The 25070-nt window shown below is 54.3% G+C and carries 18 protein-coding genes; 8 read left to right on the forward strand and 10 right to left on the reverse strand.

Annotation, left to right across the window (positions count from 1 at the left end; translation table 11 throughout):
* The first annotated feature begins 134 nt into the window (after nt 1–134).
* The 3 genes from VN12_RS04565 to VN12_RS04575 all read left to right on the forward strand — a co-directional run bounded on the left by VN12_RS04565 (nt 135) and on the right by VN12_RS04575 (nt 3088).
* On the forward strand, nt 135–1073 hold the full coding sequence (locus tag VN12_RS04565; RefSeq protein WP_146675713.1) for a sulfurtransferase: 939 nt from the start codon (nt 135–137) through the stop codon (nt 1071–1073).
* Nucleotides 1074–2045 (forward strand): inorganic phosphate transporter, encoded by a 972-nt coding sequence (locus VN12_RS04570; RefSeq protein ID WP_146675714.1) that lies wholly within the window; start codon nt 1074–1076, stop codon nt 2043–2045.
* A 227-nt stretch (nt 2046–2272) separates the two neighbouring features.
* The gene (locus VN12_RS04575; RefSeq protein WP_146675715.1) at nt 2273–3088 is read left to right on the forward strand and encodes a hypothetical protein; all 816 of its coding nucleotides are present in this window, start codon (nt 2273–2275) and stop codon (nt 3086–3088) included.
* Nucleotides 3089–3197: 109 nt separating this feature from the next.
* Here the strand turns inward: VN12_RS04575 and VN12_RS04580 are convergent, their stop codons facing one another.
* Complete coding sequence (locus VN12_RS04580) at nt 3198–4793, reverse strand: SHD1 domain-containing protein (RefSeq protein WP_146675716.1); 1596 nt, start codon at nt 4791–4793, stop codon at nt 3198–3200.
* Nucleotides 4794–5072: 279 nt separating this feature from the next.
* Between VN12_RS04580 and VN12_RS04585 the strand changes: the two genes are divergently transcribed.
* Complete coding sequence (locus VN12_RS04585; protein ID WP_146675717.1) at nt 5073–6911, forward strand: sensor histidine kinase; 1839 nt, start codon at nt 5073–5075, stop codon at nt 6909–6911.
* Nucleotides 6908–7243 (forward strand): hypothetical protein, encoded by a 336-nt coding sequence (locus VN12_RS04590; protein WP_146675718.1) that lies wholly within the window; start codon nt 6908–6910, stop codon nt 7241–7243. Before VN12_RS04585 ends, VN12_RS04590 begins: the two co-directional genes overlap by 4 nt.
* 22 nt (nt 7244–7265) lie before the next feature.
* Here the strand turns inward: VN12_RS04590 and VN12_RS04595 are convergent, their stop codons facing one another.
* Nucleotides 7266–8729 (reverse strand): sulfatase-like hydrolase/transferase, encoded by a 1464-nt coding sequence (locus tag VN12_RS04595; RefSeq protein WP_146675719.1) that lies wholly within the window; start codon nt 8727–8729, stop codon nt 7266–7268.
* A gap of 141 nt (nt 8730–8870) precedes the next feature.
* On the opposite strand from VN12_RS04595, the gene VN12_RS04600 reads away from it, so the two are divergent.
* The 3 genes from VN12_RS04600 to VN12_RS04610 all read left to right on the forward strand — a co-directional run bounded on the left by VN12_RS04600 (nt 8871) and on the right by VN12_RS04610 (nt 14521).
* Entirely contained in the window at nt 8871–11408 is a 2538-nt protein-coding gene (locus tag VN12_RS04600; RefSeq protein ID WP_146675720.1) for a DUF1592 domain-containing protein, read from the forward strand.
* Nucleotides 11409–11493: 85 nt separating this feature from the next.
* Nucleotides 11494–12834: a DUF1552 domain-containing protein gene (locus VN12_RS04605; protein WP_146675721.1), complete on the forward strand. Its 1341-nt coding sequence runs from the start codon at nt 11494–11496 to the stop codon at nt 12832–12834.
* A 142-nt stretch (nt 12835–12976) separates the two neighbouring features.
* On the forward strand, nt 12977–14521 hold the full coding sequence (locus VN12_RS04610) for a M20/M25/M40 family metallo-hydrolase (protein ID WP_168164219.1): 1545 nt from the start codon (nt 12977–12979) through the stop codon (nt 14519–14521).
* A 9-nt stretch (nt 14522–14530) separates the two neighbouring features.
* On the opposite strand, the gene VN12_RS04615 is transcribed toward VN12_RS04610, so the two are convergent.
* The 8 genes from VN12_RS04615 to VN12_RS04650 all read right to left on the reverse strand — a co-directional run bounded on the left by VN12_RS04615 (nt 14531) and on the right by VN12_RS04650 (nt 25007).
* Nucleotides 14531–15031 carry a hypothetical protein gene (locus VN12_RS04615; RefSeq protein ID WP_168164220.1) on the reverse strand — a complete coding sequence of 167 codons (501 nt, stop codon included), beginning with the start codon at nt 15029–15031 and terminating at the stop codon, nt 14531–14533.
* 22 nt (nt 15032–15053) lie between these two features.
* Nucleotides 15054–16037 carry a DUF1559 domain-containing protein gene (locus VN12_RS04620; protein ID WP_168164221.1) on the reverse strand — a complete coding sequence of 328 codons (984 nt, stop codon included), beginning with the start codon at nt 16035–16037 and terminating at the stop codon, nt 15054–15056.
* Between the two features lie 351 nt (nt 16038–16388).
* Nucleotides 16389–17369: a calcium/sodium antiporter gene (locus tag VN12_RS04625; protein ID WP_146675725.1), complete on the reverse strand. Its 981-nt coding sequence runs from the start codon at nt 17367–17369 to the stop codon at nt 16389–16391.
* Nucleotides 17370–17379: 10 nt separating this feature from the next.
* Complete coding sequence (locus VN12_RS04630) at nt 17380–17832, reverse strand: universal stress protein (RefSeq protein WP_146675726.1); 453 nt, start codon at nt 17830–17832, stop codon at nt 17380–17382.
* A gap of 106 nt (nt 17833–17938) precedes the next feature.
* Nucleotides 17939–21259, reverse strand: a complete 3321-nt coding sequence (locus VN12_RS04635; protein WP_146675727.1) for a DUF6797 domain-containing protein — start codon at nt 21257–21259, stop codon at nt 17939–17941.
* A 97-nt stretch (nt 21260–21356) separates the two neighbouring features.
* Nucleotides 21357–22553, reverse strand: coding sequence for an AGE family epimerase/isomerase (locus VN12_RS04640; RefSeq protein ID WP_146675728.1), 1197 nt, complete (start codon nt 22551–22553; stop codon nt 21357–21359).
* A gap of 10 nt (nt 22554–22563) precedes the next feature.
* On the reverse strand, nt 22564–23745 hold the full coding sequence (locus tag VN12_RS04645; RefSeq protein ID WP_205855189.1) for a sialidase family protein: 1182 nt from the start codon (nt 23743–23745) through the stop codon (nt 22564–22566).
* 116 nt (nt 23746–23861) lie between these two features.
* A complete protein-coding gene (locus tag VN12_RS04650) occupies nt 23862–25007 on the reverse strand; it encodes a methyl-accepting chemotaxis protein (RefSeq protein ID WP_146675730.1) in 1146 nt (381 codons plus the stop codon).
* Nucleotides 25008–25070 lie beyond the last annotated feature (63 nt).

Below are 25070 nucleotides of genomic sequence, written 5' to 3' on the forward strand. Positions count from 1 at the left end.
CCTTCTCGGCTGGTTGACGCGTTCCCCGGTTCCCTTTACATTCCAACGTTCGTTTGATTGCTTTCGAGCATTTTGCCACCGGCGTTGCTCCTTTCCTTTCGTCCCCACAATTCTCCTCAACGGCGGAATTCGTCATGCGCAAATGCATTGGCCTCCTATCCCATTTGGTGTTCCTCTTGTGGGGATCTTATTCATTCGCCGAGATTAAGGTCATCCCCCCGACAGAAGCCCATCGCATCATTGTGGAGTCGAACGACGACAACAAACCAATCGTGATCGATACACGCGGGGGATACAAAGACTACTTCCGCGGTCACTTGCCCCGCGCTCATCACCTCAACTTCGATACACTGCGTGGTACGGATCAAGGAGTACCGGTTCAGTACTTGCCCGATGACTTGACCCGTTCCCTGCTGCAGCGCGCTGGCGTTCAGCCCGGAAGAACACACATTCTTTATGCCACAGGGGACCGTTTACCGAACGACGAAATACTGAGTGCGACCATGGTTGCCTACGTCCTTGAAAAGTTCGGCATCGAAGATATCCGAATCGTCGACGGAGGACTGGCCGGTTGGAAAAGCGAAAAACTACCGACCACGCAGGAGTATTTCGGAAACTCCATCAGCGTTTTGGATTCCAAGCCGAACGAAACGATTGGTGTTTCGCTCACGGAGTTGTTGAAGGCGAAAGAGGATCCCAATACCATTCTCGTCGACGCACGCCCCAAAAACGAATATTTGGGCAACGATGATATATGGGTTCGGAAAGGACACATTCCGGGCGCGGTTTCTTTCCACTGGGCTCGCCTGATGGACGACGCGAATACACATCGCTTTCGATCCTTGGCTTCGGTGCAGAACCAACTCTCGGAGGCAGGTTTAACACCGGACAAGAACATCATCGTTTATTGCGGTACGTCTCGCGAAGGTAGTCTGCTTCGCTTTTACCTTCGCTACGTCGCAGCGTATCCCAAAGTGCGACTTTACGAAGGTTCTTGGAAGGAATATGCGAGCCGCAAGGAGCTTCCTGCAGAACGAAGTGAATCGCGATCAGTCGTTCCGAAAGCCAAATAAATGTTGACGGGCTCGTTGGTCGCGGCTGTACTGTTTGTTGCATTCACGAATGGCGCCAATGCGAACTTCAAAGGGGTCGCTTCCCTTTATGGGAGTGGACTGACAACGCGGCGCACTGCGTTGCTCTGGGGTACGATGACGACTTGGCTGGGGTGCATTGCCGCTGCCTTCTTCGCGCGAGGACTGCTCGCTCAATTCAGCGGCAAAGGCGTCGTACCCAACGAGTTGGTTGCTTCACCTGTCTTCGCTTTGGCCGTTGCGTTGGGAGGGGCAGTCACAAGCTTTCTAGCGACACGCATTGGGTTTCCCGTTTCGACGACCCACGCGCTCGTAGGGGCGTTAGCCGGGGCTGGGCTCGCTGCGGCACCGGCTGATGTGGCGTGGGGACCGTTGGCTTGGAGTTTCTTAATCCCACTGCTGTTCAGTCCCATTATGGCGATGGCGATGGGGTACCTTGCGTGCCGCATTCTCGCGAGGACCGGCTCCCTAACGACGCTTCCCTCGCGTTGGAACAATCGTCTTCATTTCCTGAGCGCGGGCGCTGCAAGCTTCGCGAGAGGAATGAACGACGCACCGAAGATGGCAGCTCTATTCATGTTGCTCCCAGATTTCTCCCCGATTGTCGCAATTCTGCTTGTGTCAGTCGCCATGGCGGCAGGTGGTTTGTTGGATTCCAAGAATGTCGCGGAGACGCTTGGTAAAAAGTTGACCGCCATGGAAGTAAACGATGGGCTTGTCGCCAGTCTCACCACCGCGTGTCTTGTTATCAGCGCAAGCTACCATAGCCTTCCCGTCAGCACGACGCACGTAAGCGTTGGCTCCTTGGCTGGCATCGGTGTAGCAAACAACCGGCTGCATCGGCGAAAAATGGTAGAGATCGCTATGGCATGGATCTGCACCGTCCCCTGTGGAGCAACGCTCGCAGCGATCGCCTACACCGTGGCCTCGAGGCTTGTGCTCGTCGCGACCTAACCAGCAAGCACCAAACTTGCACGATCCCTACCCATTACGGAGCGCCAGACGTTCTTCTTCTCCAGCTCCACTAATGCATTTGTGGACAGACGCAGAGCAATCCATTGGAGATACACGAGGGCGCGATGATCCTTTTCATGGCGTCCACAAGATTCGCGAGGAACACCTACAATGTGTCAAAACGCCCACAATCCCTTGGCGGCCGATTGCAAAGGAATTTAAGAGCGATGCAACGCATTTTTAAACGGGTAGCCATGCTGCTGGCATTCTCCCTCTGTGTCCCAGTTCCTCTCGCTATGGCACAAACGAAACAGAGGCAAGAGCAGCGGCAGAACCAAAAAGTTCGCGAGGCGGAGCAAGAACTCGCTGCGTCCAAAAAGAAATGGACCGACACCCAACGTTCACTTCGAGATACGGTAAAGGGATGGATCGCTCGCCAGGATCTACTGATCGAGGCCAAAAAAGACCTTCGCAAAGCGGAATCAGAGGCAGAGAAAAAGCTAGGGAAGGATATCGGATTGCCTGACGTCTACCAACGAACGGATACCTTGCGAGAGCAGCTCGATCACGAAAGTCAACCCGTTCGCGACGCGCTGCGGAAGGAAGAGCGTTGGCAGAAGGCTAGCGTCGATGCCCAGAGTGCCAAAGTAGAGCGCGATGCGTTGTTGGAGCAATCGGAAGGTAGCGACAGCGAACGACAATCGAAAATGGATTCGCTATCAGCAAGGATAGCCCGGCCCTCCGAGATGGAGATGGCTGCCGTCGCGGCCGATCCCAAATGTGCCATCCTTCAGAAGGAGCTTGATGCTGCGTTGGGGGAACTCGCGGCATTGCGCAAGCAAATTGATCCTGACCGAATCGCTCAAGATCCCGCTGTTTCCAAACTTCGTAAGTCCATCGTCGAACGACAGAAGGAAGCGATGGAAGCAGAAAGGAAGGTCAACTCCAGTCGAAAAGCGGTCGCCTCAGCAAGTCGATCCGTGGCCGAAGCGCAATTGCGATTGGCGAAGGCAAAGCAGTTAGACAAACGCAATGGCAAATAACCATCTCTATAGAATGCTCAGCCTCCCAGCCCAATCTAGCTCGTAGCCATCCACGCAAGGGATCGCTACGAGAGATAAGATCTAGGACCTATCGCCTCCAGGTGTATTCCTAGCGAACGTTATCGACTGAGGAGGGCTCGGCGTTTTTCTTCACCAGCTTCGCTGCCGAATCTGCGGTGAGACTGGAAGCGACCCACTGCACGTACGCAAAATCGCGATCGCTCAAACGACTGAGCGAAACGGTTGTCGTTTTGCCGTTCTCTTTGAGGATCTTGACTTTGTCGCTGTAGATCATGCTGAGTCGGCCGTTCACGGTGTAGGTACCGGTGTTGTCGACCCATGTTTTGTACTCCGCACCTTGGAATTGGGGCGGGGGAGTGAAACTACCGATACCGAAGAGCTTGTCGAGATCGTCTTTCCCCTTTGCAGGGGGCGCAGGCGGCGTCGGCTCAGGACGATTCCATTCTTGGGCCGGAGCAGCAGGCGATTCCGAAGCCGGTGTTGCCTCCACCGGCTTGCTCTCTTTTGTTCCAAAGAGGCTGTCGAACAGCGGATCGGCTGCGGTTGAAGATTCTTGACTGATCGGCTTGCCAAAGATGTCGTCGAGCGAGGGTTCTGCTGCGGGTTTTGCTCCCTCTGATTTGCTCGGCGCATCGGATGGTTTTGCATCCGTTGGCTTCGATTCGGCGGGCTTCGCTTCCGCAGGAGCTGGATCGCCGAAGATATCGCCCAAAGGGTCGGCAGGCTTGGCGGATTCTGGTTTCTTTGGCTCCTCGACAGGCTTCGCCGGTTCACCGAAAATATCGCCAAGCGGATCCACTGGTTTGGATGCGTCCGATTTGGGCTCTTCTACCTTGGGGGCTTCGATTTTGGGAACTTCCGCAGCGGGTTTTGCCGGCTCACCAAAAATGTCGCCGAGTGGGTCCGCTGGCTTTTCTCCCTCCGCTTTCGGCAACTCAGGTTTTTCCGCGGGTGTCAACTCGGCGGCAGGAGGCTCGACGGAGGGGAGCACCGGTGCAGGTTCTGGCTCCGGTACTTCTAGCTTCGGTTCCTCTAACTTGGGCTCTTCTAATTTCGGCTCGTCGACCTTGGGCTCATCGACCTTGGGTTGCAGCGCAGGGGGCTCTGCAGTCGGCGAAGGCTCGGCGGGTGCTGATTGCTCCACAGGGGGAGTTAGGTTGGGTTGAACGGGTCCAGGTGCAACCTCTGGTTCCGCAATCTTTGGGACTTCTGCGGGAGCTTCAGCTTTTGGGGTCTCCACTACGGGAGGAGTTTCTGCCGCCGGTTCAGCAGGTTTAACGACTGATGGTACAACCGATGGTGCGACAGGAGCCGGTTGGCTTGGCTCGATCGGAAGGGCCGGAGTAACTGCGGGTGGCACCTCTGCCTTGGGGGGTGCTACAGGAGCCTCCGGAGCAGCCGGAGCCGATGGCGCTACCGACGGCTCAGCAGGTACTGTTGCGGCAGGGAGTGCATCGCAGGGAGACGCAGGAGCGACGCATCCAGGAGGGCAATCGCATGGTGAGGATTCGCAGGGGGGGACGGCAATTTCCCCACAAGCGGGAGTTGGACAGCAAACGGGTTTGCAATCACGGTGCAGAAGTCGACCGATCCATCGCCCCGCTAGCGCAGGGGTGAAAGTGGTGATGGTGCACAACGTCGCGACCAATGCAAGTCGAATCCAATATGTAAACGGCTTGGACATCGAAACCAAACTCCTCGTTAGCGAACTTGAAAATCGAAACAGTCACTGCGCGAACGAATCGCTCTTCTTCTCAGGAAGAACCTCATCGTACATCTCCGAAAACCCTGCAGCAAGAAAATATGCGGCCTGGGGAAACTGTTTCGAATGCGTAAGGAAGTTGGTCGGCTCGAACCTGCTTTCAATCTGCAAAGAATTAGCCGAATGGGCTGATTTCGGAAGGGAGGACGTTGTAAAATCCCTCTTTACGGACGATTCAGCCTTTCCACCATTTTCAGTCGAATGATCAGCGCGGTTATCAAGTGGGTCTTTGGCAGCTGGTCGCTCGAACGCAAAAGCCTTTTCTTTTTAGGCATCGCGTTGTTGGTCTCATTGCTGTTGGCTTTTTACGCCGTGCACGTCCTGGCTCAGCAGCTTGTGATGCAGACCGCGAGGCAGTCGGCTCGCGATGCGGCCATCACACACATGGGCTGGAAGCACATCACGAGTTTCTCCGAGACGATCGCGAAGTCATCCAAATCACCCGATCTTTATTCCGAGGGGGCACCAGAAGCCCCCTCCTCCAATCCGGACAATACGCCGACCCCCATTCGCGATTTGAGACGAGAAATCGAATCGATGATGGACGATTCCCAAGTCAAATTGGATTACGACTGCGTGTTGTTTCGTGTTGACGATCAACTAGAGCACGAACTGCTAACAGCGAAACTGGCGACAGGGAGTGATCTGACGCGCTTGAATAAAATCCATGCCAAGCTCGCGGAGCGCGACGCGCTCGCGGCGGAACAAAAAAGCACTCTCAATTCCGCGGGCAATCCTCCCGCCACTGCCCAGAATGCGATCGCTCCCCCAACCAGCTCCGTCGTCTTTGAAGAGGCTGGCCCCTACGAAGGATTCTATTACTACTATTACCCCGTGATTTTTAATGACACATGTCGCGAATGCCATGTCGAGCAGAGCAACGCGGGGAGCATTCTCGCATCTCAGTCCGTCAATCCCTTTCGCGTCTATCGGGTGATGATCCCTTACAGCGAAACGCAAGTCTGGAGTCTATGGAGTTATTCCATTTTGATCTCCATCGCCATTTGCACTCTGGCGCTTTCCCTCGTCTTCGTTCACTGGATTATCAAACGATTGGTGATTCGCCCTCTCAGCTACATGAAAGGTGTTAGCGAACAAATCACGGCAGGTGACACGGCTCTTCGATTTGAATTGGACACGGACGACGAGTTCCATGAACTATCGGAGTCGTTCAATGCCATGCTTCGACACTTGACCAACACCCAAAGCGAACTGCAGTCGCTCAACACCAAAATGAACGCGCAAGTCGACGAATTGGCGCGCATCAATTTGGAGTTGTTTGAAGCGAATCGCCTCAAGGGAGAATTCTTGGCCAATATGAGCCACGAATTGCGAACGCCGCTCAATAGCATCCTCGGTTTCAGCGATGTATTGCAAGGTTTTGAAACCCTTACCGAAAAGCAGCGTCGCTATGTCTCCAATATTCAGAACAGCGGTCGCAATCTTCTTGAGATGATCAACGACATCCTGGATTTAGCGAAAGTCGAAGCAGGAAAAATGCAGGTCCGCGTGACGGACTTTGACCTTCTCGCCATCATTCACAGTCAATGCGATCTCATTCGCAAAATGGCAGAAGACAAAAACATCGATTTGCGAGTCGACTCCAGTCGCGATTCGATCCCTATCTCGCAGGATCAGGGGAAAGTGCAACAGATCTTGACCAACCTTCTCTCCAACGCGATCAAGTTCACGCCCGAGGGTGGACTGATTACGGTGCATTGCGAAACAAAGGGGGATCAAGATGTCCTTATTTCCGTGGCCGATACCGGCGTCGGAATTGCGATCGAGGACCACGAAATCATTTTCGAGAAGTTTCGCCAAGCCAAACGCGTGACGGGTCAAGACGGATTGACGCGAGAGCATTCCGGCACAGGGTTGGGCCTATCCATCGTTCGGGAACTCTGCACCTTGCTCGGCGGAGATATTGGGGTTTCGAGCCAAGTCGGGTTCGGGAGTACCTTCAAGCTAAAACTTCCCATGCGCTACAGCAAGGCAGATGAAAACAACGGGAGCTTGGTCATGTCCAGGACACCAGGATGAGCGATTCCACAAACCCAAAAGAGACTCTGGTGCAACCAAGGGACTTGAACCCCTATCAGGCAAATGTCTCACCCGCTGATTCTATCCGAGTGGGAAGGCGACGGACGCTGCGTAGATCCGCGACGTTAGGTGCAGTCGCTTGTTCCGTGGCTCCCCTCTTGGCGTTTGGTGGAGCCCGAGCCTCTGAATTCTTGAACGGAACAAGGCCTTGGACGGAACTCCCCAATCAACTCATCATCCTGGGAGCGCTCATCGGCTTGTTCGGAATCGCCGGCGCTCTGATTGGCGCCATCATCCGATTCGTCGGCAAGTTTTTGATTCCAGAAAAATAGCCGTCATTGCCGTCGGCGACATCTACGAGCCAGGGTTCCCAGCGTCTTGAGGCATGGATGCATTCCACTGCATCACCTGGCGATGCAATTCACGAACGACGGAAGGCTCGCTCTCGGCTCGATTCGCCTTTTCCGAGACATCCATTTCCAAGTCATAGAGCTGGGGATCCGAACCGTCATAGTTGACGTAATACTTCCACTTGCCGTGGCGGACCGACAGGTCGGGATTGTCTTCTTGAAAACCGGCCCCAAATCCAGGGCGATCGGGAGGACGTCGCCAGAAGATGGGTGCTTGCCTAGTCCCTCGTTCTTTCCCGAGCAAGGTGCGCGATAGGTCTTCTCCATCCAATGCGATACCCGAAGGCAACGAGACATCGCACAGCGTGTAGAGAGATCGATTGAGATCCAGTGCGCACAGGACAGACTGATCGTTTGTCGTCCCTGTGGCATTCGCGTCCAAGTAGCTAGGCCCCCATACCACCAGCGGCGACCGTACGCCCCCTTCATAAAGCCATGTCTTGGCCCCGCGGAATGGCTCGCAATTCCCGGCACCGAACTCTGGACCATTGTCCGAGCATAATAGGATCAAGGTATTGTTGCGAAGAGAGGCGTCGTCACGGATGTGATCGAACAGAACCCCAAGCTGCTCGTCCATAGAGTCCAGCACGCTCCGGTAGAGCGCTCGCTTGTTATTGCCCCATTTGGCCAAAGGAGGAAAGAAGGGTGAATGAACATCGTCAGGCCATAGATTGATGTAGAAAGGTTTCTCGGCCGCAACGGCCTCATCGATGAATTGGATCGCATTCTTGACGAATCCACCGGTAATTTCTGATCGCTGCATCCACGTCACCGGCGCACCCAATCGTTCTGCATCTTCCCAAATGCGTTTGGGTTCCGTCCACTCCGGTCTCAGGGTAAGGGGCAAAAGCTTAGGCCCCATTCCTTCGAAGTTTGTAAGGCTACGGTCGAACCCGTAGGTTGCGATCGAAGGGGCATCGTCGACATCCCTCTGCCCTCCCATATGCCACTTTCCAAAATGCCCAGTTGCATAACCGCTTCGCTGTAGCTCGCGGGCAAGCATCGGAGCGGCCGGATCCAGCCACTGCGCCACCCCGCGTTCCTCATTGCTTTTGCGATTGTTCAGATAGGACGTTATCCGCCAGCGATGAGGATATTGCCCGGTTGCTAATGCCACACGAGACGGGGAGCAAATGGGGGAGTTCACATAAAACTGAGTGAATCTCAGCCCCTCTTTTGCGAGACGATCTATGTTCTGGGTCTCAGGCCGTTTGCCTCCGAAACAGGATAGATCCGCCCACCCCATGTCGTCGATCAGCAAGACAATCACATTGGGACGCGCCGCTGCCGAAGAAAGTTGGGGTGTCACGACCCACCCTATGCACAAAGCAATACCGCAAAGGAGCGACTGGAGAACCGATGAGTACGGAACGCGAAACTGCGAGCTTAGGTATACTGAGGATCTCATGGAAGGATACGAGCTGCCATTTCAATGACGGGAGAGGAACGAAGGGGAATCCACCGAGGAGTCACCCCAGGCTGTGCACGGCTATAGCATAGCACTCTCTCCTTATCGGGGCTCCCGAACAATCCCCCAACTCGAGCAACTATGCCGTACTTCTTCTCACCCTTTCTCGCGCTCTGCCTTTTTTGCTTTGCAGGTACCCTCAGCAGCTATGGCGACGAGGTGGGCAAAGTCCCCACACAAGTCCAATCGCTCTTTGGAACTTATTGCATCGAGTGCCATCGCGATGGAGCTGACGCGAGCGAGTTCCGATTGGATGCTTCGTTAACGGGAGATTTTAGTTCGCTCGGTACGCGCGCGCGTTGGGGAGAGATTGTGAATGTCTTGAACAGTCACGAAATGCCCCCTGAGGATGAGCCCCAACCTCCGACGGACATGGTTTCGGGGGTCGTGGATTGGATCACGGCTCAACTGGTAGCTGCGGAGAGAGAGCTTCGCGAGAATCGAGTCGTCATGCGGCGACTTAATCGCAACGAGTACCGAAACTCGGTGCGAGATTTGACCGGTGTGGAACCCGACATTTCCGGCTTCCCCCAAGATCCGCTGGCGAGTGGATTTGACAACGTGGGTGCCGCGCTCACATTCAGTCCTACGCAGCTCGAACTCTACTTGGATACCGCAAAGCAGGTGATGCAAAAAGCCCTCGTAGAAGGCTCCCCCCCCTCAACGATCCGTTGGCGATTTGAAATCGACGCTGGAGACTCCGACTCCCACCGCGTTCAAGTCGATGGCCAGCGCCCCATTGTCAACGGGGGCAAGAATCCAGTCGTGGAGGGGTTTAAGGTGTTGCATCACGAGTCTTGGGACAAGAAGCTCAATGTTCGCGATTTCGCCATGAAGGAACCGGGATCGTATCGGGTCCGTATTCGGGCTGCCGGGCGCATTCCCGATCGCGATGAAGTCGTCCGCTCCGCCCGCGAGATCCTTCAAAAAAGGTTCGACGATCAAATGACGAAAACTCCCGATCGGGAGAAATGGCATCGGCAACAATTGGATCGAGATCTCCAACACTTCGCCTCCGACGCCATGTACAGGTACGGGCCACCTCGATTGAAATTGATCCAAGAGTTAGGAGGTCAGCCTCGCACGATTGCCGAGTTCGATGTCTCGCACCCTCGTTCCAATCCCCACACTTACGAGATACCTGTCGAATTCACGACACAGAAGGCTGGCCTAACGATCGAGTACGCATACTCGATCCCCAAGGTCCTTGAGAATTTCTGGATGCAGGGCAATGATGCGTTCGCGCGTCCCGAGTTGTTCGTCGATTGGCTCGAAATCGAGGGTCCCTTGGTTCCCAGTTGGCCACCACCTTCTCACCAAAGTCTCCTGCTCCCACATGAAGGCACGAATAGCTCGACGGGACCGATCGATCGAAAGCAAGCGATGACGGCAATCGAGACCTTCACGACTCGAGCATTCCGACGCCCGGTGACGGAACAAGACGTTGCCCCCTACAAAGCAACATTCGAAGCGTCGAAGAAGGAGGGAATGTCGGACATCGGAGCGTTACGCAATGCCCTCTCTGCGGTTTTGGTTTCGCCCAACTTTTTGTTCCTGGCCGAGGAGTCGGAAACAGAGAGACTTTCTGCGTACGCGTTGGCATCCCGTTTGTCCTACTTTCTGTGGTCTTCTTGTCCCGATCAAGCGTTGTTGGATGCTGCGGCGCGAGGGGAATTGAAACCTGGCCCCCTATTGCGTCATCAAGTCGAGCGAATGCTTGCAGATCCTAAGTCCGAGGAACTGGTGCGAAACTTCACAGACCAATGGCTGGGACTTCGTGAAGTCGGTGCGAATCCTCCGGCACCAGACTTGTATCCCCACTACGATCGCCATCTCGAAATTTCGATGATCGAGGAAGGTCGAGCTCTTTTCCGTACAATTCTGCGGGACGAAAAAAGCGTGCTCGACTTCATTGACCCAGACTATTTAGTCATCAACGAACGCTTAGCCCGATTCTACGAAATCGAAGGAATTCGCGGCGACGCGTTCCAGCAAGTAGCCTTGCCGAAAGAGAGTCCTCGCGGAGGGATTCTGACTCAGACCGCAATGCTCTCGATCACATCGAATGGCACTCGGACTTCTCCGGTCAAGCGAGGGACTTGGGTGCTCAAGAATATCCTAGGAACAGACCCTGGCCTTCCCGTTGCCAATGCTGGAGACATTGCCCCAAAGGTGCCTGGTATCGACAAAGCGACTGTTCGCGATCGATTGGAGATCCATCGGGAGCTACCCCAGTGCGCTCGGTGTCACGACAAGATCGACCCCCTTGGACTAGCCCTCGAGAACTTCAATGCTTCTGGCCAATATCGAAAGCAAGAAGGCTTTGGATACAAGGGACGCATTGAGAAAGAGGATCCGATCATCGACGCGTCCGCCAAACTCCCCGACGGGACTCTCATCCAGGGGCCCGTCGAACTGAAGAAGGCTATTCGCAAGCAAGAAGATAAGTTCTTGAATTGTTTGGCAGGGAAACTGTTGACCTATGCAGTAGGACGCGAGCTGACCATCGCAGATGAACCGACTGTCAGAGAGATTATTTCCGAGACGAAGGGAAACGGATCGACGCTTAAGGAGTTGATCCTCGCTGTAACTAGCTCTAGCACGTTTCATGCCCCGTGAGTCGCAGCCGCAGTGTGACTTTCAAGCAGGATGGGGATGTGTGAACTAGCATGAACATACGAGATCCACAAATCAGGAGTGAGAGATGAAGCGTTTGAATCGAAGGCACATTCTGCGAGGAGCTGGCGTCGCGTTGGCATTGCCGTTTCTGGACGCGATGTCCCCTTGGGAGATTTCGTCCGCGTTGGCCGCCGAGTCCAAGTTTCGGCCTCGTGCGGAATCGACGATCGTGCAGCCACGTGTGGTGTTCTGTTATGTTCCCAATGGCGTCAACATCCTCCAATGGCAACCGAAAGAGGTCGGTCCGAATTACACCTTGTCGCCGACCCTCAAGGTCTTGGAGGAGATCCGCGACGACTTTACGGTGGTATCGGGATTGGGGCACCCTCGCTGCACCGGTGGCCATAGCGGTGCAGACACTTGGCTTACGGGCGCGGACCTTCGTTCGGTTCCGGGAAAGGACTATGCCAACTCCCTTTCGGTGGACCAGCTGATTGCAGAGAGTTTGGGGACCGAAACTCGTTTCGCTTCCCAGCAATGGTCGGATCAATCCGGAACCGGTTCCGCAGGCCATTCCCATACCCTTTCGTTCGATCGCAATGGAACCCCCCTTCCCGCAGAGGATTCCCCGAAGCGAATCTTCGAGAGGCTTTTTGTTCCGGAGTCCGCGGGCGACCGGGAGGCTACGCTACGTCGGTATGCGGAACGACGATCGGTTCTGGACAATGTCCTTGAAGAATCGAAGAGACTAGCTCGGCGAATTGGGAAGGAAGATCAGAGAAAGCTGGATGAATACATGGGAAGCGTTCGTAGTACCGAACAACGAATCGAGCGACTCGAGAGCTGGATCGATCGTCCGAAACCTTCCGTGGATCCACCCCTCTTGCAACTCGCCATGCAACCCCACAATGCGCACGACCGACCGATGTGGATCGATGTCATGCTCGAGCTAGCCTACCTTTCCTTCATTACGGACTCGACGCGAGTGATTTCGTTCGAATGGTCGCGCGAGGCCGGCGGATTCGGCGGCGGCGGGGAAAACCATCACGAGCTGTCGCATCATGGCGGCGACGCGGGCATGCTAGAGAAGCTTGCGACGATCGATCGCTTTCATCTGGAGAGGCTCAAGCGATTTTTGGGGTTTTTGCGACAGACCCGAGAGTCCGATGGCTCGATGCTCGATCGCACGATCGTAGTTTTTGGATCGGGGATGAATAGCGGGGAGGGAGGGGACCATTCGCCCAAGAATCTACCATTGCTAGTCGCAGGAGGAAGCAAACTGGGACTTCGTCACAATCGCCATGTCCATTTCGAATCCGAAAAGAGCCCACCTCTGTCTAATCTACTTCTCGAACTAACACAACGCATTGGGATCGAAACGGATTCGTTCAGCGATGCCACAGGAGCAAGCATCCTATCTGCTTGAATATCTCCACCTCCCTCTAGGTTTGATTTGCGGGGCGGCGCGCACCCATCCATAATCGCATGGCGTGTTCTTTATTCGTCGTTCCATGCAGGCGGAGCATGGAGCTTGGCAATTATTCTTCTGTCTACGAGGCCAGTTAGAAATGCGTATCCTTGCCTACAAAAGGTTATTGTGTGGCATTGCCACTCTCGGCATCACCGCCCCGGTCTTTTCGGCATCCGCACAAGACATCACGAAACGGGAGGCCGAAGGGCAAAATGTCGCGACGCCAGCGGATTTCGATCCCGCGTCTCGAACCCAGGAGACGTTGCTTCGACTGATAGACGAAGGGAAGAACCGCAATCAAACCATGGCACATCTTCGCTATCTCTGTGAAGAAATAGGACCTCGGTTAACGGGTTCTACCCGTTTGGAACGTGCTTGCCATTGGGCTGCAGATCGGTTTCGAGCCTTCGGATTACAAAATGTTGCACTAAAGCCATGGGGCGAGATTCCTGTTCGCTTCGATCGAGGTGAATGCAAAGGAAGAATCGTCACGCCCGTTGTCAGGGAAATGGAGTTCACTGCAAAGGCTTGGTCGGTAGGAACAGAAGGTCCGAAACAAGGTCCGGTCGTCCGCGAACCACAGTCCCCGGAAGAGCTTGATTCGGTCGCAGACCGTCTGGAGGGAGCATGGATATTGCGCCCGGCAGGAGCCAAACCTTCAATCGTTGTGGATCGATTGAACCATGCAGGTATCGCAGGATTTATTTCCACCGCGACTGCAGAGATCGTCAATACAGGCGGCGTTAAGGGAGTAACCCAGCTAAAGATGGCGGACATACCCCCGATCCCGACAGTAACCATTCGCCGATCGGACTACGATGCGATCAACAGCCGAATCATGGATGGAGAAAAAATTGTCGTCGAATTTGACTTGAAACATACCCTCGTCGAAGGCCCCTTCCCGGTTTACAACACCGTCGCCGAGATTCCAGGATCGACCATGCCGGAAGAAATTGTCATCATCTCCGCACATCTCGATAGCTGGGACGGACCGGGATCCCAAGGAACAGTCGACAATGGAACAGGGTCCGCTGTGACCATCGAAGCGGCTCGTATCCTGACTGCGATCGGTGCGAAACCCAAGAGGACCATCCGATTCATCCTTTGGTCCGGAGAGGAGCAGGGACTGCTCGGCTCGAAGGCATACGTACAACAATTGACAGAGGTAGAGCGTAAGCGGATTTCAGCGGTGTTTGTCGATGACAGTGGCACCAATCAGCAAGCCTCGTTGACGTGCGTCGAACCGATGGCCGCGATGCTCAGAGAAGCGATCCTACCGATGAACTTCGCGTTTCCCCATGCACCCATCAAACTGAATGTCGCCCCCCGAATGCCTCGCGGAGGTGCTAGCGACCACAGCCCTTTCAATGCGGTTGGCGTACCAGGTTTCTTCTGGGGCAAATCGGGGACAGCCGTTTATCGTCACGCTTGGCATACGCAGAACGATAGAATGGATCAAGCCGTACCAGAGTACTTAACGAAGAACTCCACCGTCTCCGCAATTGCAGCCCTCGTTCTCGCAGATGCCAACACGCTCCTGCCTCGAGCCCCCGTTCCTGCCGAAGAGAATCGTCGGCAGGAACTCCCAACCCCTGGTAGACCGCCACAACTGGACGATCCCTCCAACTTGGATGGCGACTAAAGGGTTCGATTACTTGCTTTGCAGCTCGAAATCGATCACGTTCTCTCCCGGCTCGACGGTCTTCGTTAATTCCGTCCGGGTGTTGTATTTGGGAGGAATCTTCTCAGGAGGTTCCTTACCTCCGTCGGCATCGGAAGTGGATTGGTGAACCGTGGTAATATCCACTTTGTAAGAACCTGGGGCTGCCCCCAATGTATCTCGAATGTAGACCAGACGGTAAACCCCTTCTTCGTTGGTCAACCCTATCGACGGACGCCCCGTCTCAGGAACAAATCGAACTTGCGCGTTCGCATAGGGTTTCCCATCCATGGTCACTTTCCCCGTGACCAAACTCATGGCAGAGTTGGAGTTGCAACCTGCGATCCATGTGAACAACGCGAAACACCCAACAGCAAAAAGAGAAGGTGACATTCTTAGCGCGGTCTGATTCATATCAAGAAATATTCCAATTCGAGTAACGGCAAATCGAGTGACGGCAGATGGTGCGTTGCCACCATCTGCCTTAAACATGCAGCATAAGAATCGTTACGTCTTACAACTCTCCGATCGGAGTGCCGTCACCACGATCTGCCAATGCAGTTTGAACCGCGAACTCGATTGTTTCGGATAGGAATTGAATCGATCCATCCGCCAGTGCGACATTGAGACCACCGGTATGGGCACCCGTGAGCGCAACGTTGACGTCATAAGGATTGCTGTTCCCTGAGCCGCCAAACGTGCCGATTGGGTATCGAACGGTGGTTACGTTTTGGGTCCAGTTGCCAGCTCCTGCCCCGTTCCCCCAAGCGCCACCTCTCCAACCGCAGCTTCGGCGATCGATCTTGTTTAGGTTCGCGTCGTAAAAGTAATCGCTTTGCTCACCGATCATCATCGTATTACTCGTTCCATCCGATGCACTCGCAAAACTAGCCGCACGACTGTTTGTACCGATCGGAGTAAGCATGCCGTTGTGAACAGCGATCCCGTAGATGTTCGTCTGTGGATCGGTCGACGCCACAGTGGTTGATCCTCCTCGCCAGTAGGAACCTGCGATACCAACATAGTTGATCATCTGCAGAGTGACCGAACCGTTCGAATGCGTGGTGTAATTCTGTGTTTTGGGAAGAGGACTCGACGGACATTCCAATCCTGGTACTCGAAGGTTGTTGAGTAAATTGAAGTTGGTCACAGGGGTAGGGCCATCCTGCATCGTGAAATCTCCTACGAACTCGAGCCCGCTGTAAACGTTGTTTTGCTCGATGTAAGGCATGATACGGACAATCCAAGACACCCCGCGCTGTCTAGTCCCTACAGCCCCCAGTTGTGGGGATGCCGAAAACGGCAGCTTGTTGAATGCGGAATGGTAATTGTGCATCGCAAGCCCCAGCTGCTTGAGATTGTTTGAGCATTGCATCCGTCTCGCCGCTTCCCGCGCCGCTTGGACGGCAGGTAGCAACAGACCCACCAAAATGCCAATAATCGCGATGACAACCAAGAGCTCCACCAAGGTAAATCCCACACGTCTCGTGGACTTCATAACAAAACCTTCCATCAGATCGAGGTCAATAAGATTCCATGGCGAGCCGAATACGATAGAGAGGTATCGCAGAGAGAATGCTCGCTTCTCCGAACACTAACCGGATGCAAATCCATCGTCAACAATCTTATTTCCCGCACCAAATGCCACTTGCTACAGTCCCATCAAGGAAGCGCCCCGATCGGACTTAACGCGCACACAAAGGCGGCTATTCCGCATTAACTCGGAGCCACATTGAGATTTTGTTTTGCAAGAATCCCCCGTGCGATCTCACTTTCTTCGCGGGGCACGCTTCCTCAATCTCCTTACCGTTTCACCCTGGGCCCTGGCGAAGAAAGGGAATCGCAACGGCTATTTGCGTACGTTGATGAGCCAATAGAGATAGGCCAGGTAGATAGCGACTCCCAACGCGCCTTCCCATCGAGAAATACGCCGACCTGTCACAAAGATCGGGACTGCGCCGATCGCGACCGCCGCCATTAACGGAATATCGAACCAAAGGAGAGAGCGTTCAACCGGCAGTCCTCCGGGCGCGAGCATGCAGGGGATGCTCAGGATGATGAGGATGTTGTAGATACTGCTGCCGATCAAGTTCCCCACGGCGACATCCCTATCCCCCTTGATCGTGGAGAGAATCGTGGTCACCAACTCCGGAGCCGACGTCCCCATCGCGACGATGGTGAGCCCGATGGTTGTAGTCGAAACGCCAAAAATCGTCGCCAACTCGACAGCACCTCGCACCAGCACCTCCGCTCCTGCCACAGTGAGAATGATTCCCACAACAAGCACCGAAAAGTACCAAAACCCCTGGCGTTTCCGTGCGATCTTGGGAACCTCGTCAACGCTGTATTCTTCATTGAAGTCCGCTTGCGAGGCTCGTGACGCCCTGCGTGTAACGAGAATCAATGAAACGGTGTAAGCCACTCCAAACGAAAGCATCAGCAGTCCGTCCCAAAACGACAAGACGCCATCCCAAGCAAGGGTTGTCATGAGGCCTGCCGAAAATACGATCGCGGGGAGTTCCAGTTGAAAGACCTGGCCATGGAGCAGCAAGGGGTAGATGGCGGCGCTAAGCCCCATAATAAAAAGCAAGTTGAGAACATTGGTTCCTGCGATATTGCCGACCGCCAGCCCTCCATTTCCTTGTAAACCTGCAATCGTTCCAACCGCTAACTCCGGAGCGCTGGTCCCCACCGACACGATCGTCAGGCCGATCACCATCGGAGTAACTTTGAGGAAAGCAGCAACTTTCGACGCACCGCGAACGACGAGCTCTGCTCCAAAGACGAGTACCACGAGCCCGACTAAAAATAAAAGGATGGCTACAAACACCGCACAGTCCTTAGTCTGGCGACAATTTGCTGGTCTTCACGATCAACACCGAGCAAGGAGCATTGTGAGCCACATACTGAGACACCGATCCCAAAAAAAATCGATGGATAGGGCCGTAACCGTGGGAGCCCACGACGATCAAGTTCGCTCCGTATCGACTGGCTTCATCGACAATCGTTTCTTTCACGTGTCCCTCGAGCAAGGCGCTTGTAACGTTCACCTTGGAAGGATGCGCTTTCACCAACTGGGTCGCATCCTGAAGCTTTTGCATCACTTCCGCACGCTGCTGCCGAATGAGATCATCGTAAGCACCCAGCGACTTGGAACGGAACAATCCGTCGTCGAGAGGAGCGTCGACAATAATGACGCGCACTTCACTCTTCGGAGCGAGCGGAATACGGTAAAGTTCTTGGATCGCGGCACAACTGCTAGGCGAACCGTCGATGGCGAGTAGGACTTTCATGTTGAACTACGTTTCCATATCAGGAGGAACTGCGATCGATATCCCCCGTTCTACGAATGATCGCCTGAAAACGTCAATGCCCATTGGCCGCTGCAAAAATAAAACTTCAGTCACGAAGGGTATGGATCGTGTTGTGCAACCTACCGTTGACCAGTTCGCCTCGTAAAGCCTTCAGGGAATACTGAATCTCCATCCCCCAAGTTGGCTTGAGACCATCGATCTCCAAATCGACGACAGTCCCGTCTGCGGATAGTTTCGCTGCGGTGACCTGAAGAGTCTTTTCATCCAAATGTTTCGAACCGTACTTCGCTGTGCGTTCCAACGACCAAGTCTTGACAGAGAAAACCTCTGGATGCACCGAAGTTTCGTCCAATGGTTCGGCGAATCGAAGTTGAACACCGCGCCGAAACGCATGCAACTCAACCGGGAGATGCACCGGTTGATCGGTTGCACGAATGCGATATAGACCTCCTGGGGCGGTGGCATTGCCCGCCCAAGCGAACATGCCACATAGATACAGATGACCGTCTTTGGGATGAAACCGTCCTCGCATAACCCCCGTTGGGAAAGGCGGAATCGGCAACTCAATCATCCCTCCCTGCATCTTCTCACCCACTTGTTCATGAGGGACAAGAAAAACCTTCCCGTAGCCATAGGAAAGGTTGAGCAAGCGTCCATTCAGCTTACCCCAACTTGGACTGTCCACCCAAAGCAACTCCGCTGGAGATCGATCAAACGTGTTGGTGATCCAGCAAAGGGGTGGCTCCATCGCGGAATCGGAAGGATCGGTGATGTCGTGGTACCCCAGCATGTTGCCGTAGAATTTGGGTTTGCTTGTTTCCGAAAGGGTAACCCAATTGATTCGATTCTTGGGATTCCAAAATCCTTCTTGATCGGTAACGAAAAACGATCCATCCGGGTTCAAACAAACTCCATTGGCCGCGCGAAACCCGTTTGCAAGGATCGTTGTCTTCGAGCCATCGCGTTCGACTCGCAGCAACGTTCCGTGGTGAGGCACCACCGCGGCCTTACCGTGGCATCCCGACTTTGCATAATAGAAATTCCCTTCCCCATCGACTTGCAACCCCATCGCAAACTCATGGAAGTGCTCGGTGACTTGATGATCGTTGTTCAAACACTCATAGAAGTCGATTTCGGCATCTCCGTTTAAGTCATGAAGAACGGCGAGTTGGTCGCGACAGGTTATATAGATCCGGTCCGAAATGATCTTTAAACCCAAGGGTTGGAACATCCCCGTGGCAATCCTCCGCCAGGACCAAGCTTCCGACTCCGAATCGGACGAGCGCTGGACCTTCCACACATCGCCGTCCCAAGTGCACAGGGCGAGACCGCCGTCGGAAAAAAAATCCAATCCGGTAAAACGCATCTGCGCCAGCCAGGGATTCGACTCCGGTGCAACGAGATGATCGACGGCAAAGGGGCCAGTGTCCGATACCGTTTGGATCGGCGTCTTGAACGCCTGCCCCCATCTCGCTGGACCACCGCGCGTCAGCCTCTGCAAGTCAACATCTTCTGGAGACAACGTGTTACTACTTGCCGCAACTGCCAACGTGTCGGGCTTCGTACCGGTATCCAACGGTTGCCATAAAGCAAAGTTGATCGGTTCTCTGCCGGAGGAGATTTTGAGTGTGAGATTTCGCCCGCGACGGTGCCAAGCCGCTTGAGGAGTAGGCGGCCAGATGGTGGCGAGGATGGGCTCCTCAGATTTTGCCGTACGATCTTGACCGAGCAATGCAATCGTTGCCCCTTCGATCTGCATAACCTCCAGCTCCACCTCGGAGGTCGCATGCTCGGCGACTTGCAATTCCATGTCGTGATCACGAGGTCCGATATGGAACAACCTAACCGAGTAAGGGTGGGATGCAAGGCTGCTGGGTGGTGCCACCCACGGTGACTCTAGAACATCGGTGCTGCCGATCGAATAGGAAAAGACGATGCGCTGACCATGCTGGTAAAGGCCTCGGTATTGTCCCCAAGACCGCGGCAATGAACCATAACGTTTGCCGTCTCTTCCTTCGACTCGCACCCTGTCCTCAAAGGACCCATTGGCAGGGTTTGCCCATCCGGGTGCCTGGGGATTGGCGAATCCAACCCTTCCGACCAAGCTGGGATGGATGCCATGCTCTCCGTTGAATTGGATACCACGCCAATCGATGAAGGCCGAATCGACGCTTTGCGAGGCGTCGTTTAGCGACAATGGGCGACTCCACGAGGCGGCCATTCGAAGTGTGTCGGTATCAAAGACCATCCAATGTTGTCCGCGGGCAATCCCACCTGCTCCAGCATCCAGGCGAACCGCGACGCCTTTGTATGCAAAGTTCTTTTGGGGACTGGGGATTTCGAAAGTATGAGCCAAGCTCGCTCCGTAATCCATCGAAGACCAAGGTTCGATTTTACTAGGTGCTGGCCCCTTCGAGCTCCCCTCGGGCAACGTGGACAGATACGCGCCATCCACTGCAGTCCACTGCGTTGGATTGTGCTGGCGAAGATAATGCTGACGGATGTAGTGGATCACGTCATATTTCTGCGATGGTACCATCCACGTTTGTGCCATCATCATTCCGTATCCGTACGTAAGCGTACGGTACATCGAATATGGGTCGCTTCCATTTTTGAATGGACCTTCTGCAAAACGCAGCGAGGTAGGAAGAGACCCCGGCTGTTCCAGCGTCCCGTGACAGTTAGCACAAACTCGTTGGTAGATTTTCTCTCCACGTAGAAACGCATCGTCGTCCCAACCGAGAATCAACGCACGGTGATCCAGATCCCTTTCGTAGTCAGGAATGGAGACGGTCAAACTGGATTGGCTCGGACGCAACTCTGCCGCGCGCCCTGCACCGCCATCTCGTATTTCCATCAGATACCGAATCAAATCGTAAAATTGTTGGCGGCTTGCGAGAGCACTGATTTGCCCCGATGGCATGATGGAGGTGCTGCGTATCTTCATTTCCTCCACATCGTCGCGCTCCAGTTTCCGCACGGAACCACGCTTTGCGAGTTCTTGCAAAGTAATGTCATGGTCGTTGGATGCGATGATGAGGGCATCAAAGATTTCCTCATCGACGGTCCGTACCGATACGGTTTCGAATCCCTTTCGAATGACTTTCGACGGCCAAAGAACCGATTCGAGCAGCGCTTCGTCCGTCACATCGCGTCCTAAACTCGTGAGATCAGGTCCAAGCCTCGCCCCCTCGCTTGAGACAGGCTCGTGGCATTGTTGGCAGGCCATCTGAGGTTGAAAAAAAAGGATCGCTCCGCGAGCTGCGTCACCGAGTTGCTTCGACTTCTCAATCAACTCCGTCACCGGAACGGCTTGAAGCTCTGATTCGAGCGTCTGGGCTAGCAACGAGTGGGCCCCTGCCAAAACCAGAAGTAAGCAGCCAAGAAATCTAAGTCGAACGATCATCTATCGAACCTTTGCCATAACAAAAACCGCACTGATCCTGCGAGCCTTTCACCGCGCAGACGGAGACCGGGGGTCGACCTCTGCCTCAAGTAAAGTCTCACGAAATAGAGTCCAGTATTTTCCAATTGGTGTAGAGCATCCGAGGCAAATGAAAAGGGCCTTTCCACAAACTCCCTTTCAGCGTGTTGGACCTCTTGCCGTCGCGATGCAGGTACCCAAACCACTCTCCAAATTCGGGATCGGAGAAGTGCTGAAAACTCCAATCGTGAACTTGCTGATGCCAAGCCGCATACTTGGATTCTCCGGTCAGCGACCAAGCCAACAAAGTCGCGATGAGCGCTTCGCAATGGGGCCACCAGAACTTCATGTCATGCCAGTACTCTTGGACCGGCAGCCCACGTAAATCTCGAAAATAAAAAAGGCCACCAAACTCGGGATCCCAACCCCTTTCCCACATCCAGTCCAGCATTTGACATCCAAGCTGAATGAGTTGGCGATCGTTGCGAAGCTTTCCTTCGTGCATGACAAACCAGGCGCACTCGATCGCATGTCCAGGATTCAGTTGACGGCCATCGAAATGGTCCAAGACTTCACCGTTCAAGCCGACCGTCTCCATGACAGCGCGTTCCTTATGGTTCAGGAATTTGCCGCGGATCTCCGTCAAAGACCAGTCAATCCATTCGCTGCACGTTTTGCCTTGTACAGCAATATCTCCCAAACCCTTACGAATCTCTTGCGCCGTCACGATCGAAATCATGTGCGGTCCGATCGATAGCGATGGCCGTGTAAGAACGACCGATTTGGGAGCCATTACCCCAGGTTCGAACGAATACCAAAGATACTTCTCATAACACCGAACCGCGTGATCGGCCGCTTCGGCGGAACGCGTCGCGCGATGGATGGCGGCATAGGCGATGGCAGCAAACGACTCGCTGTAAACATAGCGACGCATGCGCAGCGGCGATCCGTCCCGCGTGACTGTAAAATAGTGCTTGCCATTAGCATCCGTCCCGTACCGTTGTAGAAACTCGATCCCACTGCGGGCAGCTTCGAGCCATTCCTCTCTCGGTTCGACTTCATGGTACAGTGTGGCAAACATCCAAGCCCCTCGGCCCTGGAACCAGATCGACTTGTCGGTATCGACCACCGTTCCGTCGCGGTCCAGAGATGTGAGGTAGCCGCCGTAGTCCCTATCCAAACCATGACGCAGCCAGAAGGGCATCACATCGCCCAGAAGTGTGTCGCGGTATTGCGAAGCCAGGGAAGATCGGCCTTCTTGGGTAAGTAAATCCATCGTCGCTTGCCTATTTTTCGGCCGAGACCGACGGGGTTTCTAGCCAGTCCATTTCAAAACGGATCAAAGCAACTCGCTTCGTTCCATCGGCCTCATAGAGACATCCAATCGATCCGTCCGGAAGCTGGGCCATAGAGGAATACGCAAACGGGCCTGGCTGGATGACCATTTTAAGCGGCCACGTCTTTCCGTTGTCGTAGCTAATCGACACAGTTCCATGACCGCGTCCTTGACTCTGAGGGCCGGAATAGAGAAGCCTGCTGGTCTTCGGTGCACCAGGCTGCTCATAGCGAATGATCGATCCCATACAGCCGGGATCGATCAAGTCCACCGCGTCTTCCACATCAGACCAAGTTTCTCCTCCATCGTGGCTGACCGCCGTTTTGCGAACGGGCTTCCCGGCCCATCTACGTACATTGAAACGGACCGACCCATCGTCCAATTCTACAAATTGAGCCTCATTGACAATGCTCGTCTTTTTTCCATCTTGGGTCGTGAGAATTCCGTTTGGAGCAATCGCTCCCATTTTCCAAGTCGCACCGCGATCGTCGCTGTAAACAGCGTAGATATTCCAAGCGCCAAATGGTCCCTCGTTGAAAGGGAAAAGAATTCTTCCAACGTGAGGCCCTCGAGCTAGTTGGATTCCAACTCCAGGTCCTCCCGCGATCGTGGTGACCCGTTGCTCTCTCTTGGTACTACGCGTCAGATCGCGGGGCGTGCTCCAAGTCACTCCGTCGTCGTCGCTGGTGATCAACCAGTTTCGGACGATGGCCTTCCCTTCGTAGCCGGACAAGATCTGTCCGCTCCGCTCGGCCAAACCTGCGGGATAAGACTGATACATAAGCAGAATCGCACCGGTTTTCTGCTCCACCACCGCGCACGGATTGTTTAACGCATTGTCCCCATCCGCAGCAATGACCGCGCAGGCGCACCACGACTTCCCACCGTCGGAACTCCTTTTCAAGATAATTTTGTTTTTAGCTTGATCGGCGTCCGCCGCGCGGCCTTCTGCAAAGGCAAGCAGCGTACCTTGTTTGGAAACCACCAACGCAGGAATCCGGATCGAAGCAAAACCGTCCTGCTCGGGTATGAAAACATCGAACTCTTCGGGTGGTGCTGCCGCACTCGCGATCAGAAACAACCCCGCGGCAGCTGCATGAGCCACCCACCAAGCGAGTCCTACCGCATTCATAGCAACCTGCGAAATCGAAAATGGCGAGCGTGCCGCGGGAATCGTCCATAGCGGTGTCGCCATGGACCATGCGACCGTTCCGCTAACCGAAGGACCTCACCTTACCCACGCCGCACTCAGTTGGCAACAGGCCTGCGTACCTTCTCGATCGAACGACGTCGCGTGCGTTTTCTGAGCGAATCACCCTCTCGCGGAGGATCATTTTCAATTTCTTGAATCAAGACCGAGTGCCATCCGCTGGCGTAAGTCTCAAATCCTGCGGATTGGGCATGGCCGATGCAACATTTGGAATCCCCGACCTCGGCGATCACATACCCTTTTTTGCCAGCGAACAATTTTCCTCGACTGCTGAACTCAATGCTTTCCTGCAGAGTCCGGCCCTGGGAATCCGCGAGTACAAGACCGGTTGGATCGACAATGCAAACGCGAGTCGACTGCTTCTCTTCGCTCGATAACGCGACATTGTTAACAATGTCACGCGCAAAGTTATCCCAATTGAAAATGATTCCCAATACACCTATCACACGCCCATCGACGGCGCCGTCCTCCCGAACCGCCGCGGAAAAAACGACCGAATGCCGATTATTGACGATGGCGCATGGATGCACCGTTTGAAATCCGTATTCCCTCCCCGAACGGCTCTGCAAGGCTGATTGGAACCAAACGGTACTCGATTGTTCCGTCCCAATCGAACGGAACATCTCCGGTCTCCCGCAAGCAATGACTTGCCCGTTCGGTTCACACAAAACCAAGTCGCTGTAAACCGTATACGAATCCAAGATGGTCCTCAGTCGCTGGCACGCGAACTCGGACGACTTCGCATTTTTGTCCGTTAATGCATCGACCACGCTTGCATCGGTCGCCCACCAACGAACATCACATGACCTTTCATAAAGACATCGATCCACCAAATCGATATTCATGCGAGCCAAATCGCTAAGCCTCACTCCTTTGAAGGACTTTCCCATGTCCTCGCTGATCTTGCTGATCCTGGAGAGGGTTTTTCGGGAGCGTCGTTTCAAGTTGGCCACGACCTCCGTGGAACTGTTCGAAAGTCCCGCAATCTCCATGGCTACGATATTAAATGCCTTGCCCGCGTCCCCAGCTCGCGCAGCTTCAATACGTGCATTCAAAGCCAAAACCCGGATCTGGTCATTCACCTTGTCAATCGCATTAATAGTGCGATCCATCACAGAATCCAAGGTCGTTGTGAGTCCTGCAACCAATTCCGGACTAAATTTATCGTCTTGTTGCTCGGGCATTCGCCTAGCTCGATATAGAAGAGATGGAGATCGATAGTTTGTTGCAAGAGAGGATGGAGAAAT

The sequence above is a fragment of the Pirellula sp. SH-Sr6A genome, from assembly GCF_001610875.1.
Lineage (GTDB): Bacteria > Planctomycetota > Planctomycetia > Pirellulales > Pirellulaceae > JBKCUI01.